Below are 16,814 nucleotides of genomic sequence, written 5' to 3' on the forward strand. Positions count from 1 at the left end.
CTCATTAAAAAATGAGTTTAATATTAGTGATAAATTACTTTTTAAAATAAAAATGGAAATCCCTTTAAACAACAAAGATATCTCTAATTTTTTGATTTGCTTTTTTTCTTATAAATTAAAAGAAAGTAACTTACAATTAACTGAAAGAAAGCTTAATTCAGGACTCATCAATGATAATACTCATACCATAGATAACAATGTAAATATGTCTACATTTGGCCAATTAAAAACTAAAAATGAGATCAAAAACTGTATCGAAATGGCACTAGATAGAAAAGGCTATTATTATTGTCTTATATCGATAAAAGGTCATTGCATGGCAATATCTGCAAAGAAAAATAAAAGTGCAGATATCACTATTTATAAATTTTTTGATGCTGAAAAAGGGTTATTAATCACCGAGGATAAGAATAAATTTCATGAAAATATTTCAGCAATATTAGATAATTTCAATGCGTTGGGAAAAACCCATCAAACAAAATCCGGTCAAGTATTAGCTAGTATTTTTTCAATTGATAAAAAAATAGGTAGTAAGATAAAATTAAAAATACCTGAATTTAATTTTATAGACATTCAAAATCATATAAAAAACTCACTCATAAAAGATAAAGTAAAAATAGATTTATTGAATAATTATAAAATAAAGTTAAAACAGCATGACACAATAAAAAACATAACCAAAGCTACAGTTTATGGTCATTATAAACAGTGGGATATCTATTCGAATGAAACTGATGTAAAAAAAATGGTGAATTCTATTTCTGAAAAATTACCAATAATAAAACATAAAAAAGGCAGTTTATATATCAACCAATCTGGAGATATTCATTCTTATAATCTTAAATTTAATTTGAGCCGTGTTATAAAAAATATGTTTAATTTTTATTAATGACTATTGAGTGACAGATAAAATATCTCCATCTGTCATTCTTAAATTATTTTCGCTTCAACAAGCACAACACTTCATAATGTGCAGTATGTGGGAACATATCAAACAGCTGCACTTTACAGACTTGATAGCCTGACAATTGTTGTAAATCTTCTGCCATAGTTTGCGCATTACAGCTGGAATACAGAATATACTCTGGGTGCATATCCGATAAATAATTGCACAGATTCTTACCAATACCCCGTCTTGGTGGATTCACTAACACTAAATCTGGAATATCTTGTCGGCTAGTTGCAAAATTTGTGGAATCTAACGCTTGAAACTCCACTTTTTGTAATCCCAACTCTTGGGCTGATTGGCGGGCACATTCAATCGCAGGCGCACAAATTTCAATACCCGTTAATTTGATATTCTGATCAGCGCAATGTAAACCAAAACCCCCGACACCACAGAATAGATCCCAAAGACTTGAGATAGTTAATTCTTGAACCCATTCTCTCGCAGTTTGATATAGTTTCGCTGCCACTATGGGGTTAGTTTGAAAAAAACTTTGAGGGCGAATAAACAGGGGAACTTGGTTAAATACTTCACGTAGAGCATGTTGCTCCGTTAGCATAATTTCCTGTTCCCCTTCCAGAATCGCCATGTGAACAGGTTGGATATTCGCAGTGATCACAGAGAGTTCTGGAAGTTTTTCTTGTAACCAAGGTAATGCGTTTATTAATTGCTCAATTTTTTTCTCAGAACGTAAAACAAAACGCAGCATAAACTGCCCAGTCTGTCTGCTTTGCGTTAGCAAGATGTATTTTAACTCCCCTCGTTTACGCTCAATATTATAGGGGGTAAGCCCCGCTCTCGCGATAAACGGAGTCAATTGTTCAAATACAGGGGAAAATTCTGCTGGATATAATGGGCAATCAGTTAAACTAACCGCAATTCCATCTCGATTAATTATACCAAAAATTGGTTTTTCAACGCTCCCACTAACCACCATTTTAGCCTTATTGCGAAAACCTTCAGAAGGCCCCGTCGCTGGCGTCAAGAATAATGATGACTCAAGGGATGGCAATAAAGATTGCAGATTATCTTGTTTGCGGGAAAGTTGCTGTTCTGGCGATAGCTCAAGCCACTGGCAAGAGTGACATTCTCCCGCCAAATATTTTTCACAATGCATACGATATTTAGTGAATAATTACAGAGGGTTTATCATCAGGGTCAGATTCAAACTCTTCTTCGTCTGATTCTTCGCTCTCATCTTGGTTTGTATACAGCAAATCATTGCTGAAAATCTCATAGACAATCCCTGATATTTGCTCGTCAGCCTGCTCCATAAAGAGTTTAAACTGCTCATAGCTCATCCCGGCTTTTGCAGGAAAAGATTGACTAACAACTAATTTAGGTAAATTTTCATTGTTGATTTCGAGGAAAACTTTAGCCGTCAGTGAACTGGCGTTAATTTGGCTAATATTTGCGACCAATGTAATAATTGCGGTTGGTTTTAACTCCGCGAGTGCCGATAACACCAAAACATCATTAACAATGTCTAATTTTGCATCAAAAATACCCTCAATATTTTGCAGATGAGGTAGGTGCAATGCGGAACAAGAGTCACACTCGAAATAGGACGTTTTGAGTTGGTCAAGCCATTCACGTAATTGTGGGATATTTAGGGAACAAATGGAGTCCATGATCAATAACCTTCTTCAACTCAAAATAACAAAATAACTAATAGAAAAGCGGATAATCTTCACACATTTGATAGTTAAACACCAGTAAAACCATGCTTAATCCTGCTTTTCGTCTGCTTTGTCACCGGTGTTTGTCGATTTTTTCTGGTGATTTTTTCGCTCACGGTCAGAACCCGTAGATTTATTATCCATTCCCAAAAAAGTTAACCCATGAACCGCTCGCCAAATAATATTAATCATGGCGGGCACTAAGCATCCCACTCCCACCAATATCATGGTAATTATCGCGCTCGAGCTGGCTAATATTTCTGGTAGAGTGATATACCCATTGGTTGCCAATAATACGGTCATTAATAAAATAATGCCAATTCCCTCCAAAACCAACACAGGTTTTGGCATATCCGCTAATGAACGCATGGTTCCTTTTGTATTTTTAGTAGGTTGATCCTGCTTATTCATCTTTTATTCCTTGTAATTCAAGTCTGCACTAAGACATCTGTAGCACTGCTACGAATTATATATGCTACCTATAGCTATGAAAGGAAAATTCAACTTTTATTTCTAAGCTGATGTTGGCATAGTATTGGGCATTGTTTTTAATATTTGAGTCACTATTAGAATCTGAGTTCTAAAATTTAAGGAGATATTATGTACACTGTTATATTTGGTCGCCCTGGTTGCCCATACTGTGTTCGTGCGAAAGAACTTGCAGAAAAACTGAAAAATGAACGTGACGATTTTGATTATCGCTATGTCGACATTCAAGCGGAAGGTATTAGTAAAGAAGACCTGTCTAAAACCGTTGGTAAAACGGTAGAAACTGTTCCACAAATTTTTATTGATGAAAAACATATCGGTGGTTGCACTGATTTCGAAGCTTATGCAAAAGAGAATCTGAATCTATATAAATAAATTTATCTCAATTTTCTTTTCAAGAAGCCCCTTATACGATTCCTGTCGTTTTGGGGCTTTTTTTGTTCATTTTGTGCTATTTAAAATTTCTCATACCCAAAAATGACTTTTTTCTAATCACCTTAAGAACTTTCTTCATTTATTAGAGTCCTAAGTTATGCCACTGCTTTTCTTTGATGTCCCCATATTGAGGAGCCCGATAGCCATTTGATTACTTCATGCTATCGGGTTTTTTATTTCTATCGTTTACCCATGACGCTGATAAATCTATCCTATTTAATAAATATTGATTGAGTAAATGATTAACAAAAAGTAAATTTGTCACCTTGAGTAGCAAAGGCTCAATAATGACGTTTTACTCCGCCTCCCTATTGCCATTGCTATGTTTTTAATACCCATGAGTTACTAATGTCCGAGGTACTTAAATCGTGCTGGAACAATTGAATCTGGACCTGTTCAACCTGATCACTGCGACATCTGAATCTGCAAGTGGAATAATTGCCTTAGCAACTGTTGTTGCCAAGCGCATGATCCTCATATTTCCACTATTTACTGTCGCTTGCTGGTTCTGGGGAGCCCCCCAAAATATGATGCGGCAAAGAGCGTTTGCCTGTAAGACAGCTTATGCCTTAGTCATTGGTCTGACTATTTCTTGGCTGATTGGCTACCTCGCCCCACATGATCGCCCATTTGTCATGGGAGTCGGTCAAGCGTTATTGGATCATGAACCTACCCCATCATTCCCAAGTAACCATGGCACGATTGTCTTTACCTTTGTATTTGCCTTCTTATTCTGGCTAAGAACATGGGTTGGTATGGTATTTATGATCCCAGCCATCGCTATCGCTTGGTCACGAATCTATCTTGGCGTTCACTGGCCACTGGATATGGTTGGTGCTTTCATCCTTGCCGCTATTGCCTGTGGTATATCTCAACTCATTTGGAGTCTTGGTGGCCACAAAATCCAGCAACCTATTACTCAATTGTATGAACGCATCTTTGGTTCACTAATTCGTAAAGGCTGGATGCAGCCATAATCTTATTTAACGTGCTGGCACTTGTTATTGCCAGCACTTCCTTCCCTCATTTCTCCCACATAAAAATATTGCGCTAAATCAAAGTTTGTTTTTATTTCTTTTTTATCGATTTAAATTTATTTGAATTTTTCAACTAAATATTGACACAAATAATTAACAAATATTCTGTAACGCTTTTTCATTATTTTTCGCGAAGAAAAATAAGTATTACTTATCCAATCTCAAATACTAAAATTTAATTAACATATTTTTTATAGGCATCGATTCAGCCATAAAATTAATTGCGTTATTAACTAATTACCAAAATAATAACAATCACATGAAAAACAATTAGTTACATAAAACTTACTACTAGTGAAAATAGTCAATTTCAAGAATTTTAAAATTAAATAAGTGCATATGGTTATAGTTCAATCAATGATAAAAAAATCGTTAATATAATAATATTATTCATCTTTTGTGTTTTTATATTAATAAAAATGTCAGTTAATCGTTTTCAAGGTATTAAGAATATCCCCCGCCAACCAAACCTAACTCAAATTCAGTTAACATTTTTATAAAATTCACCACAAACCGGTAAACGCAGGGGATATTTCTCTTTTGAGATAATGATCACGGCATTTTGTTCTGTTAAAATGTAGATTCTCACACTCAAAAACCATCTTTAAAAATTACTTATAAAATTACAAAACTGATTGAAAATGAATTTCATATTCATCTTAGTTTTATTTCCAATCAGATTGTTACGTATAAAGCCATTGTTATTGAACGATTGATTAATCGTACAAAAAGATTAAGAGCCTACTTATTTAGGCACTACAACGTTTAGACGAATTATTCGTCACCTAGTTTTTATTTTTGACTTTTATTTTTGGAGACTATTATGGATGCAACAAAAGTTGGTTCCATCAACACAACAGCCTCGCAAACAGGGAAATCGACCGCTTGGCGTAAAACTGACACCGTGTGGATGCTTGGACTTTATGGTACAGCGATCGGTGCTGGTGTCTTATTTTTACCTATCAACGCAGGTATGAGCGGACTGTTACCCGTACTTCTGATGTTGGTATTAGCCTTCCCAATGACCTTTTTTGCTCACCGTGGCTTAACTCGTTTTGTCCTTTCTGGTTCAAAGAAAGATGGCGATATTACTGAAGTAGTGGAAGAGCATTTTGGTCGTACCGCAGGTAACTGGATCACCCTGCTCTATTTCTTTGCTATTTATCCTATTCTATTAGTTTATGGTGTTTCCATTACTAATAACGTCAACAAATTCCTGACTGAACTTATCGGCGTTGCTGCACCACCTCGTTGGTTGCTAGCTTTGATCCTTGTCGGTGGTGTTATGGCAATTGTGGCTTTTGGTGAGAAATATATTGTTAAAGTGATGAGCTTCCTAGTATTCCCATTCATTGCGGTACTGGTTGCATTCTCTATCTATATGATCCCTCACTGGAGTGCTGATGCACTGGACACGCTGTCTTTAGCAAACGTAGCAGAAACAGCAAAAAATACCGGTGGACAAAGTATTTGGATTACTATCTGGCTAACAATTCCAGTGATGGTGTTTGCTTTTAACCACTCACCGATTATCTCTGCATTCTCCGTTGCAAAACGTGAAGAGTATGATGAAGCAGCAGAAAAGAAATGTTCACGCATTCTTGCCTCAGCGCACATTCTGATGGTATTTACTGTTATGTTCTTCGTCATCAGCTGCGTATTCACGCTATCTTCAGCTGACCTTGCTGCGGCGAAAGCACAAAACATCAGTATCCTTGACTACCTGTCTGGCTACTTTGATCAGCCATTCATTAAATATACCGCAGCAATCATTGCATTCATCGCTATCATTAAATCATTCTTGGGTCACTATTTAGGTGCTCGTGAAGGTTTTAATGGCTTAGTTGAGCGAGCATACCGCGCGAAAGGTAAAACGGTTAATATCAAAAAATTAAACCGTGGTACTGCTATCTTCATGTTGATAACAACTTGGTTAGTGGCAACTTGGAACCCAGGTGTTCTTGAAATCATTGAAAGCCTTGGTGGTCCAGTCATCGCTATCTTACTGTTCTTAATGCCGATGTATGCCATCAGCAAAGTTCCTGCAATGCGTAAATACTCAGGTAAACTCAGCAATATTTTTGTGGTTATCATGGGTCTAGTCGCAATCTCAGCAGCAACTTACAAGTTATTCTTCTAATTAAAGAATTAATGCGTAATTAATTGAAATCATGCCCCCAATTAACCTATATCAATCTGGCTAATTGGGGGATGTTATATCATCACCATACTGACAACAGAGGCCCTGTAAATGACAGTATGATGGGGATTCTTTAATATAGGAATTACAGAATATGATCAGCGTATTCGACATTTTCAAAATCGGTATCGGACCCTCCAGCTCGCACACTGTCGGCCCAATGAAAGCCGGTAAACAGTTTGTCGATGACCTCATCCACCAGAATTTACTCACTTCTACAACACGAATTTCTGTTGATGTTTATGGTTCTCTGTCTCTGACAGGTAAAGGCCATGCAACCGATATGGCAATCATCATGGGCCTAGCAGGTAACTTACCTGACACCATCGATATTGATGCTATCCCAGCCTTTATGCAAAATGTTGCGCAAACCGGTAAATTACTACTGGCTCAAGGGCAGCATGAAGTAGATTTCCCAACTGAAGGGGGCATGAATTTCCATTCAACCAACCTTCCATTACATGAAAATGGTATGACAATCACTGCATTTGCAGGCGATAAAGTCATCTATACCAAAAATTATTATTCTATCGGCGGTGGATTTATTGTCGATGAAGAGCATTTCGGTCAAGAAACTGAAAATGCGGTACAAGTTCCTTATCCCTACAAATATGCAGCAGATTTACAGAAACACTGTAAAGAGACTGGATTATCTTTATCTGCTTTAGTCATGCAGAATGAATTAGCGCTACACAGTAAAGAAGAAATTTCTGCTTATCTCTCATCGGTGTGGGAGGTTATGAAAGCAGGTATTGAGCGTGGTGTCACAACTGAAGGATTATTACCGGGCCCACTTCGTGTACCACGCCGTGCTGCGGCATTACGTCGCCAATTAGTCACTTCGGATGTCAATAATACCGACCCAATGGCGGTGATTGATTGGATTAACATGTACGCGTTAGCCGTAAACGAAGAGAATGCGGCCGGTGGTCGTGTTGTTACTGCGCCCACTAACGGAGCATGTGGAATTATCCCAGCGGTACTGGCTTACTACGATAAATTTATTCGTCCAGTCAACGAAAACTCCTATACCCGTTACTTCTTAGTCTCCGGAGTGATTGGCACTCTGTACAAAATGAATGCATCAATTTCAGGTGCCGAAGTAGGCTGTCAAGGGGAAGTGGGTGTAGCTTGTTCTATGGCCGCAGCGGGTCTAGCTGAGTTGATGGGCGGAAGCCCTGAGCAAGTCTGTATTGCCGCAGAAATCGCTATGGAGCATAACTTGGGATTAACTTGTGACCCTGTCGGTGGACAAGTTCAAGTTCCTTGTATCGAGCGCAATGCAATCGCGGCGGTCAAAGCCGTCAATGCGGCTCGAATGGCTCTACGCCGTGTCAGCGCACCGAGTGTTTGCCTCGATAAAGTGATTGAAACCATGTATGAAACTGGCAAAGATATCAATGCAAAATATCGTGAAACCTCCCAAGGTGGCTTAGCGATTAAATTAGGGCGCTGTGAATAATTTATTCTAATTCTTTTCAGTAAAAATGCCTGCATATTTGCAGGCATTTTTTTATTAATAAACTTGATATGGTGTTTGTGTTTGAACAAAAACACCCACGGCTCCAGCCGTCCCCTGTATCGAATCAGATGCTTCTTTCGCTATCATTTCAGCACTTTGAGCTAAACTACTCATACTTTCTGCTAATTTATCGGCAACCTGCTCATTTTCAATAACCATACCATTCACTACGATTGAGTTGCTAACACTATCACCGCCACGGATGGTGCCAGAGTTATCCCCATGATTTTGAGCATAACCGGCAGAGATTTTATCGGTCATTGGAGGCTCATTCGCATCTAACGATGAGACTGAGGCCGATAATGTTATCGTCGTCGCTGATTTTTCTGGCTGGTTTAAGATATCTTTCCCTTCTGTTGCCAAACGATTAATTTGATCTAGCATAGGTCTAAGCTCCCTAAACGTTTCACGATCAGTTTTCACTGACAACTTAAACTCACGATACTGTCTTTCTAAATCTCGATATGATTCAAGTTCACGTTGTAATAAATCAGCTAACCCTTGTTTTTCAGCCTCTAACTTGCCTATTTTATCCTGCAGATTAACAACTCGTTGACTGCATTCAGTCTCTTTGGTCACTTTCTTATCCAAAACGCCTTTTAAATTAGCAATATCATTATTTAGCCTATTAATTTTTGCATTCATTCCTTGACTGTTTTTATCTTCATCTTGTAATTTGCTATTTAATGACGCTATTTCTTTGGTTTTATCATCAATTTTACATTCAATCTGTGCGATTTTTTCTTCGTGTTTTTTATTTCTTTCTTGCTGAATTTTCAGGCGTTCTTCTAGTTTATCTTTATCGCCATTGGCTTGTTCCAATTTAAACTCTAAATCACCAATTTCCTGTTTCCCTTCATCAACGGCTTTTTTTAACGCTTCAATTTCTGTGCGTTGTGCCTTCATATCGGAACGCAGCTGTGTCACATCCTCTTTAGTTTTTGCTAAATCAGAATGTAGTTGTTGTTTCTCTTGTTCATTGGTTGCTAGCAGTTGCTGAGCCTCATTTAATCTACGCTGAGTTTCCTGAGAGTGTTGACTTTGATCCGCCAGCAGTTGTTGCTGTTCTTTCAATTCCACTTGTTGTAATTGAATTCTGTCTTGAAGTGCCAATAATTCTTTATTTTTACGAATAATTTCCTGATTAGCTTCAGATAGTTGCTTCTGCATACCTTGATATTTTTCAATACCACTTTGTAATTCTCTGACTGCATTACCCCCTTTAATAAACGAATTTTCATGGTTTGTTGAACCCAGTTCATTATTTGCCGCTCCCCCATTCAATTCATTATTATTTAAACCAAAGTTAGTACTATGCCCCCCTTCAATTCCTCCCTCATTTATCCCATCATTACGTGCAATTCCTCCCTGCATAACATGATTATTAGTATGCAAGTTTAAGGTGTTCCCCCCGATGACAGTCCCCCCTCCTTTACCGGAATCTATTGCATCACCTGACTTCATGACCCCACTATTTTCACCACGGTTATCTGCGCGGCCCCCCTGCACACTGTTTTCACCAATCCCTTTGGTATTCGGTTGATTTTGTAACTGTTGCATTCTGTCTTCCATGGAAATGCGCATAGATAAATCCCTCATCTTGATAGATAAAAATAAATAATTTAATTGATACAAAAATAAAATAGTCATCGATTGATAAATCAATTATTAATTAACATTAAATAATTAATAGTCAAAGGATTAGAATGATTATTAAATCGATTTTGAAATATTTCAATTGAAGTTTATCTGTAAATTTCTCTAATGTTATACAGTGCAAATAAAAAAGGTCTCATTCGAGACCTTTAGATAAAATTTAAATTATTCGAGGTGACTTATCCAAAAATGGCATTCCACCAGCCTGTGATAGTTTTCATCACATAATCCCAAATTCGGCCAAAGAAACCCGCCTCTTCCACGGCTTGTTTAGCTACTAATGGGTGCTGTTCAACCACTTCACCATTCAAGATAAAGTTTATCGTCCCTACTTTTTGATTCAGTGCTAATGGTGCTTCAAGGGAGTCACTATCTAATTTGATATCTACTTTCAAGTTCTGTAGCTGACCTTTAGGGATTGTCACTGCAACATCCTTTTCGACCCCCAAAGGAACTTCAGAAATATCGCCAAACCATACACGCTGTTTCTGTAATACCGCATCCCCTTTAATCGGTGTCACGGTTTCAAAGAAACGGAATCCCCACGTCAATAATTTTTCACTTTCTGAAAAACGAACTTTGTCGCTTGGAGCACCCAAAACAACTGAAATCAAACGCATTGGACCATCCGTTGCTGAAGCCACTAAATTATGACCTGCACCACTGGTATGTCCCGTTTTGACACCATCAACTTTTAGATTTTGGCTCCACAATAGGCGATTTCGGTTAGGTTGACGGATATTATTGAAGGTAAATTCTTTCTCTTTGTGCAAAATATATTCATCTGGCACATCGCGAATCAATGCTTGTGCTAGCACCGCCATATCACGCGCGGTACTGTATTGCCCTTCAGAATCCAAACCATGAACGGTTTTAAAGTGTGTATTCGTCAATCCTATTTTCTGTACATAGCTATTCATCAAATCAACAAACGATTCTTGGCTTCCCGCTACATACTCTGCCAACGCAATACTGGCATCATTACCTGATTGAATAACGATCCCTTTGTTTAAATCCAATACTGAAACTTGGTCTTTTGGTTTTAAAAACATCAATGAAGAACCTTTTAACACTGGGTTTCCTGTTGCCCATGCGGCTTCACTGACAGTCACCATATCTTGTGGCGTAATTTTTCCGGCTTTGACCGCTTGCCCAACCACATAACTCGTCATAATTTTGGTTAAACTTGCGGGATCTAAACGCTCATCAGGATGGCTTGACGCAAGAATTTTACCGCTGTCATAATCCATCAACACAAATGCCTTAGCATCAATTTGTGGAGCAACCGGAGTCTGAGCCGCATACGCGCTACTGCTCATGACAACTAACATACTCAACCCAATTCCCGCACTTCGAGTTTTTAACGACAACATATTCTTACTCATCGGTCACTCCTTGCAATTCATAACCATTAAAACATTTCATAACACTCAAACATTCTTCCACTAGAAACCATAAAAAATAAATTAAAATTCACTCAGATACAGCAAAATATCGACAATGTTGAACGCATCCCTATACCCTAAACAAAATAGTTTGATATGACTACCAACAATCAACAAACAGGTTTCTCTCTCCGGTAATTTCATCTATCTTTACTGGGTCAAACACAATCATGGGAGATTCCAATGTTAACTGTCTGGGGACGCACTAACTCTTCAAACGTCAAAAAAGTACTCTGGTGCTTGAAAGAGCTGAATATTCCTTATAATCAAAAAGATGTTGGTGGTCCATTTGGTGGACTTGATACACCAGAATATAAAAAAATGAACCCAAACAGCACCATCCCAACTCTACAGGATGATCAGTTTGCGCTGTGGGAATCGAATGCAATTTTACGTTACCTTACGGAAAAATATGATCATTCTCACCTATTGTTAGCCCGTGATTTACAAGAAAAAGCAGCGGCTGATAAATGGATGGATTGGAGCAGTGCCAATTTGTTTGACCACATCAAACAGATGATGAATAAAATCGTGCGTGTACCGGAAGCTGATAGAGATCCAGCGCAAGCCAAAGTGATTTATCAGAATATCGAGAAGTTACTGAAAATTGCCGATGATGCCCTTGCAACACAAGATTATTTTAGTGGAAATGCATTTGGTATCGCCGATATCGCCATTGCACCATTATTCTATCCATGGCATGAAATTGTGACTGAGCGTCCTGAATTTCCTCACTTAGAACGTTGGTATCAAGCGTTAACTAAACGCCCTGCATTCCAAGAAATAGTGATGCTGCCAATTAAGTAATATTTAATCGTGGCACTAGCTATTTAGCGCCACGATAATATTTCTCTATCAATTAACTCATCGGCATCTGAAGGGGGTTAATAAATTGGTATTCGAATCCTAAATCTGCACTGATACACCCACCATCAATCGTTTTTCCGGTATCTTCATGTTCGTCAACAATAAATTCTGGTGGCACTAAACCGATAGACTGCGCCATATGAGTATAAAACTGTTTTCTTGTTGGGTGTTCTGGCGCACATAAATTATACGTATTCCCCCCCTCCGATTGTTGGATCAGCAAGATAATCGCCGAAATCACATCATCTTGATGCACCATATTGACCGGCTGGTTGCCACCTTTGACTTGCTGTTTTCCTGCCAAAAAACGTCCGGCATGGCGTTTTTCCCCAACTAATCCCGCCAAGCGTAAGACATCTACGCGAATATTGGGTAGGCCATGCATCCAATGTTCAACAGCAATTAACGCTCTCGCCGATGCCGTTTCCCCCAATAAAGGCGATTCTTCATCAATCACGCCATTAACATCCCCATAAACTGAGGTGGAAGAGGTAAAAATAATTCTCGGAATTTTATAAGCAATAGCGCTATCCACTAATTGTTCAATCGCCAACACATATTCAGATAGCGTGACTTTGGACGGTGGTAGCAAGATAACCATCACATCCGAATCCTTCATTAATTGATTGAGATCCTCTGAATTACACTGAATATTTGGCGTTAGCTGTAATTTATAACAATCAATTCCTACCGCCCTTGCGGCTTCAACGCCATCAGCGTGAGTTTTGGTTCCGGTAACGCGCATCCCTTGCGCCATTAGTGCATTTGCTAACGGCAGTCCTAACCAACCAAGACCAATAATAGTAATTTTTTTCATGTTGCTATCCTAGAGGCTAAATAAATCATCCAATCACTAACTCTTAGATTAGCTGAAAATCATTTAACTTCCGAAGCTATTTTATAAGGAATTTATCACTATAAAAAACCGCGAACTAATTATTATTAGTTATTTTAAAAAAAAGGGTTGCATTCATAGTATGAAATCGGATAGGTTGATAAGTATTGAATGTTTAAGCAATTATCTAAATAACTAAACGGAAGCTATTATGACTCGTATTTCACGCAACCATCATCATCACCATCATCCTGATTAGTCTTTTGGGCGATGTGTGCTGGAAGACGATCAACGACTCTTCCGGTGGCTGAAATGCAAATAAAGAGAACCCTCGGAAGATAATCTTCCGAGGGTTTTTTTATTATTAATCAAAAAGATATTTTTAGGGTGTGGGGTAATATTATGTTGGACAAATCACGTTTACGTATCGCAATACAGAAATCTGGACGCTTGAGCGATGAATCAAGAGAGCTACTGGCTCGCTGTGGTATAAAAATCAACTTACAACAACAGCGATTGATTGCTTATGCAGAAAATATGCCTATTGATTTACTTCGCGTTCGCGATGACGATATCCCCGGACTGGTTATTGATGGTGTTGTAGACCTCGGAATCATTGGTGAAAACGTATTAGAGGAAGAGTTACTTAGCCGTCAAGCTCGTGGCGAGAATCCACAATTTAAAACTTTACGCCGTCTCGACTTTGGTGGCTGCCGCTTATCGTTAGCGGCACCATTAGATTTTAACTACACCGGTGCTGAATGCCTAAATGGCTCTCGCGTCGCAACATCTTATCCGTACCTACTGAAGCGCTACTTTGATGAAAAAGGCGTGAAGTTTAAATCTTGCTTACTCAATGGCTCAGTCGAAGTTGCGCCACGCGCTGGTTTAGCCGATGCGATTTGTGATTTAGTCTCCACCGGTGCCACCCTCGAAGCTAACGGATTGAAAGAAGTGGAAGTCATTTACCGTTCAAAAGCTTGCTTAATTCAGCGTGATGGAGAAATGTCATCCGATAAACAGCAACTTATTGACCGCATGATGACCCGTATTCAAGGCGTAATCCAAGCACGTGAATCAAAATACATTATGTTGCATGCACCGGGAGAAAGACTGGAAGAGATCATATCTCTGCTTCCGGGAGCTGAACGTCCAACCATCCTGCCATTAGCGGGTGATAAGAACCGAGTTGCAATGCACATGGTAAGCTCCGAAACCCTATTCTGGGAAACCATGGAAAAACTAAAATCACTGGGTGCTAGCTCAATTCTCGTATTACCTATTGAAAAAATGATGGAGTAAGTCACCATGGAACTGGGATTCAATCAACCAATTCGCTGGTCAACTTGCAGCGAAGAACAGCAAAATACCCTGCTGATGCGCCCTGCTATCGCCGCATCAGGCAATATTAGCGCTGCTGTTAGTCAAATCATTGATCACGTTCGCCAAGAGGGTGACATTGCCCTCAAAGTACTCAGTCAACGTTTTGACAAAACAGCGATTTCGTCTGTTCGTATTTCACCGAATGCTGTTGAAGAAGCCCAAGCTCGCCTTGGTGATGACATCAAAACAGCGATGAAAACGGCCATTGCAAATATCCGTCGTTTTCACGAAGCGCAAAAACCTGAACCCATTACTGTAGAGACTCAAGCAGGAGTCGTATGCCAGCAAGTGACTCGTCCAATTGATTCTGTTGGCTTGTACATTCCCGGTGGCTCAGCCCCATTACTTTCTACCGTAATGATGTTGGGTACTCCCGCTAATATTGCAGGTTGCCGTAAAATTATTCTCTGCTCCCCCCCACCGATTGCAGATGAAATCTTATATGCCGCTAAGCTGTGTGGTATCACCGATATTTTCCAAGTCGGCGGAGCCCAAGCCATTGCAGCAATGGCATTTGGTACAGAAAGTATTCCTAGTGTTGACAAAATTTTTGGTCCGGGAAATGCCTATGTAACAGAAGCTAAACGCCAAGTGAGCCAAAGCTACGACGGTGCAGCAATTGATATGCCAGCGGGACCTTCTGAAGTTTTAGTGATTGCAGACCGCCAAGCAAATCCTGCATTTACTGCTTCTGATTTATTATCTCAAGCTGAACACGGTCCAGATTCACAAGTTATTTTACTGACTGATGATGAAGATTTTGCTCAGCGAGTTATCGTAGAAACTGAAAAACAGTTAGCGACGCTGTCTCGTGCGTCAATAGCACGTGAAGCCCTGAGTGCCAGCCGAGTGATTATTGCCGATTCCATTGACCAATGTGTGGAAATCAGTAACAGCTACGGACCTGAACACTTAATACTACAAACTCGCAATGCAGATGATCTCGTAGAATTAATCACCAACGCAGGATCTGTTTTTGTCGGCGATTGGTCACCAGAATCTGCGGGAGATTATGCATCAGGAACCAATCACGTATTACCGACTTATGGCTATACCGCCACCTATTCGAGCCTAGGCTTAGCTGACTTTATGAAGAGAATGACCGTGCAAAAACTCTCTGCTCAGGGACTATTAGGATTGGCTAAAACCATTGAAACACTGGCACAAGCTGAGCAACTCACTGCCCACAAAAACGCCGTTACCCTACGAGTCTCCGAACTAAAAAAACAAAATCAGGAGTGAATCATGAGCCAGACGTTTAATGCCGCCAGCCTAGCACGCGAAAATGTAAAAATTATGACCCCCTATATGTCGGCACGCCGCCTTGGGGGCAACGGGGATGTATGGCTTAACGCCAATGAATACCCGACCGCACCGGATTACCAATTTAACGAACGTAATTTGAACCGCTACCCTGAAGCACAGCCTGCTGAAGTGATTCAAAATTATGCCGCTTATGCAGGGATTTCTCCGGAGCAAGTTCTTGTTTGTCGCGGAGCCGATGAATCCATCGAATTGTTAATCCGCGCATTTTGTGAGCCGGGAAAAGATGCCGTGATGTTTTGTCCACCAACTTATGGCATGTACAGTGTTAGCGCAGAAACCTTTGGTGTTGAACAGAAAAAAATCCTATCGCTACCAGATTGGTCACTCAATATCCCGTCGATCCGTGAAAACCTGTCCAACACGAAACTGATTTATATTTGTAGCCCAAATAATCCGACCGGCAATATCATCGACAATAAAGCACTGCTAGAAGTTTTAGACATGGCGGCTGGACGTGCATTAGTGGTGGTGGATGAAGCTTATATTGAATTTTGCCCTGAATTTAGTGTCGCGAGTTGGCTAGAAAAATATCCTAACTTAGTCATTTTAAGAACACTGTCCAAAGCTTTCGCACTGGCAGGATTACGCTGTGGATTTACCTTAGCGTCCCCTGAAGTGATCGAAGTTTTACTGAAAGTGATCGCGCCTTACCCACTCTCAACACCTGTTGCGGTTATCGCAGCGCAAGCACTGAATAATGATGGTGTCACCACCATGAAAAAACGTGTCGAAGGGATTAGAAAAAATCGCATCGCACTTTCTGAAGCACTGCGTGAGTTATCCGTCGTTGAAACGGTTTATCCCAGCGAAACCAACTACATTTTGGTGCGTTTTAAAGATGGTGCCCGTGTTTTCAAAGCACTTTGGGATCAAGGCATTATTTTAAGAGACCAAAGCAAACAGCCGGGGTTGGTTGACTGCCTGCGGATCACCATTGGGACAGAAATTGAAAATGTCCGTGTCATTGAAGCTATTAAAGCACTTTGCTGATTAG

At 39.6% G+C, this 16,814-nt stretch carries 15 protein-coding genes and 1 other annotated feature; of the genes, 9 read left to right on the forward strand and 6 right to left on the reverse strand.

Translation table 11 applies throughout. The features are described from left to right. The first annotated feature begins 52 nt into the window (after positions 1–52). Positions 53–889: a hypothetical protein gene (locus PROVRUST_RS19520; protein ID WP_006812639.1), complete on the forward strand. Its 837-nt coding sequence runs from the start codon at positions 53–55 to the stop codon at positions 887–889. A 46-nt stretch (positions 890–935) separates the two neighbouring features. On the opposite strand, the gene rlmC is transcribed toward PROVRUST_RS19520, so the two are convergent. The 3 genes from rlmC to PROVRUST_RS00210 all read right to left on the reverse strand — a co-directional run bounded on the left by rlmC (position 936) and on the right by PROVRUST_RS00210 (position 3,036). Next, positions 936–2,063 carry a 23S rRNA (uracil(747)-C(5))-methyltransferase RlmC gene (gene rlmC, locus PROVRUST_RS00200; RefSeq protein WP_039853968.1) on the reverse strand — a complete coding sequence of 376 codons (1,128 nt, stop codon included), beginning with the start codon at positions 2,061–2,063 and terminating at the stop codon, positions 936–938. 7 nt (positions 2,064–2,070) lie between these two features. Beyond that, entirely contained in the window at positions 2,071–2,577 is a 507-nt protein-coding gene (locus PROVRUST_RS00205; protein WP_006812642.1) for a YbjN domain-containing protein, read from the reverse strand. 96 nt (positions 2,578–2,673) lie between these two features. After that, positions 2,674–3,036 (reverse strand): YbjC family protein, encoded by a 363-nt coding sequence (locus PROVRUST_RS00210; protein ID WP_006812643.1) that lies wholly within the window; start codon positions 3,034–3,036, stop codon positions 2,674–2,676. Positions 3,037–3,225: 189 nt separating this feature from the next. On the opposite strand from PROVRUST_RS00210, the gene PROVRUST_RS00215 reads away from it, so the two are divergent. From PROVRUST_RS00215 to PROVRUST_RS00230, 4 genes are all read left to right on the forward strand, one after another. Further along, on the forward strand, positions 3,226–3,489 hold the full coding sequence (locus tag PROVRUST_RS00215) for a GrxA family glutaredoxin (RefSeq protein ID WP_006812644.1): 264 nt from the start codon (positions 3,226–3,228) through the stop codon (positions 3,487–3,489). Between the two features lie 428 nt (positions 3,490–3,917). Beyond that, positions 3,918–4,526, forward strand: coding sequence for an undecaprenyl-diphosphate phosphatase (ybjG, locus tag PROVRUST_RS00220; protein ID WP_006812645.1), 609 nt, complete (start codon positions 3,918–3,920; stop codon positions 4,524–4,526). An 883-nt stretch (positions 4,527–5,409) separates the two neighbouring features. Continuing rightward, entirely contained in the window at positions 5,410–6,726 is a 1,317-nt protein-coding gene (locus tag PROVRUST_RS00225) for a serine/threonine transporter (RefSeq protein WP_006812646.1), read from the forward strand. Between the two features lie 154 nt (positions 6,727–6,880). Next, complete coding sequence (locus PROVRUST_RS00230; RefSeq protein WP_006812647.1) at positions 6,881–8,248, forward strand: L-serine ammonia-lyase; 1,368 nt, start codon at positions 6,881–6,883, stop codon at positions 8,246–8,248. A gap of 54 nt (positions 8,249–8,302) precedes the next feature. Here the strand turns inward: PROVRUST_RS00230 and PROVRUST_RS00235 are convergent, their stop codons facing one another. Both PROVRUST_RS00235 and PROVRUST_RS00240 read right to left on the reverse strand, forming a co-directional pair. Next, positions 8,303–9,892, reverse strand: a complete 1,590-nt coding sequence (locus PROVRUST_RS00235; RefSeq protein WP_039853970.1) for a coiled-coil domain-containing protein — start codon at positions 9,890–9,892, stop codon at positions 8,303–8,305. A gap of 251 nt (positions 9,893–10,143) precedes the next feature. Continuing rightward, positions 10,144–11,349, reverse strand: a complete 1,206-nt coding sequence (locus PROVRUST_RS00240) for a serine hydrolase (protein WP_006812649.1) — start codon at positions 11,347–11,349, stop codon at positions 10,144–10,146. A 243-nt stretch (positions 11,350–11,592) separates the two neighbouring features. On the opposite strand from PROVRUST_RS00240, the gene PROVRUST_RS00245 reads away from it, so the two are divergent. Further along, positions 11,593–12,216: a glutathione S-transferase family protein gene (locus PROVRUST_RS00245; protein ID WP_006812651.1), complete on the forward strand. Its 624-nt coding sequence runs from the start codon at positions 11,593–11,595 to the stop codon at positions 12,214–12,216. A gap of 52 nt (positions 12,217–12,268) precedes the next feature. Here PROVRUST_RS00245 and PROVRUST_RS00250 read toward each other — a convergent pair whose 3' ends face one another. Then, the gene (locus PROVRUST_RS00250; protein WP_006812652.1) at positions 12,269–13,093 is read right to left on the reverse strand and encodes an SDR family oxidoreductase; all 825 of its coding nucleotides are present in this window, start codon (positions 13,091–13,093) and stop codon (positions 12,269–12,271) included. 252 nt (positions 13,094–13,345) lie between these two features. After that, positions 13,346–13,473 (forward strand) — a sequence feature (His leader region). Positions 13,474–13,513: 40 nt separating this feature from the next. On the opposite strand from PROVRUST_RS00250, the gene hisG reads away from it, so the two are divergent. Genes hisG through hisC form a run of 3 tightly spaced genes read left to right on the forward strand, consistent with a single transcriptional unit; the run spans position 13,514 to position 16,810 of the window. Next, positions 13,514–14,413 (forward strand): ATP phosphoribosyltransferase, encoded by a 900-nt coding sequence (hisG, locus tag PROVRUST_RS00255; RefSeq protein ID WP_006812653.1) that lies wholly within the window; start codon positions 13,514–13,516, stop codon positions 14,411–14,413. A gap of 6 nt (positions 14,414–14,419) precedes the next feature. Further along, positions 14,420–15,736 carry a histidinol dehydrogenase gene (hisD, locus tag PROVRUST_RS00260; RefSeq protein ID WP_006812654.1) on the forward strand — a complete coding sequence of 439 codons (1,317 nt, stop codon included), beginning with the start codon at positions 14,420–14,422 and terminating at the stop codon, positions 15,734–15,736. Positions 15,737–15,739: 3 nt separating this feature from the next. Then, positions 15,740–16,810 carry a histidinol-phosphate transaminase gene (hisC, locus tag PROVRUST_RS00265; RefSeq protein WP_006812655.1) on the forward strand — a complete coding sequence of 357 codons (1,071 nt, stop codon included), beginning with the start codon at positions 15,740–15,742 and terminating at the stop codon, positions 16,808–16,810. Positions 16,811–16,814: the final 4 nt, after the last annotated feature.

This window comes from Providencia rustigianii DSM 4541 (assembly GCF_000156395.1).
In the GTDB taxonomy this organism is placed as follows: domain Bacteria; phylum Pseudomonadota; class Gammaproteobacteria; order Enterobacterales; family Enterobacteriaceae; genus Providencia; species Providencia rustigianii.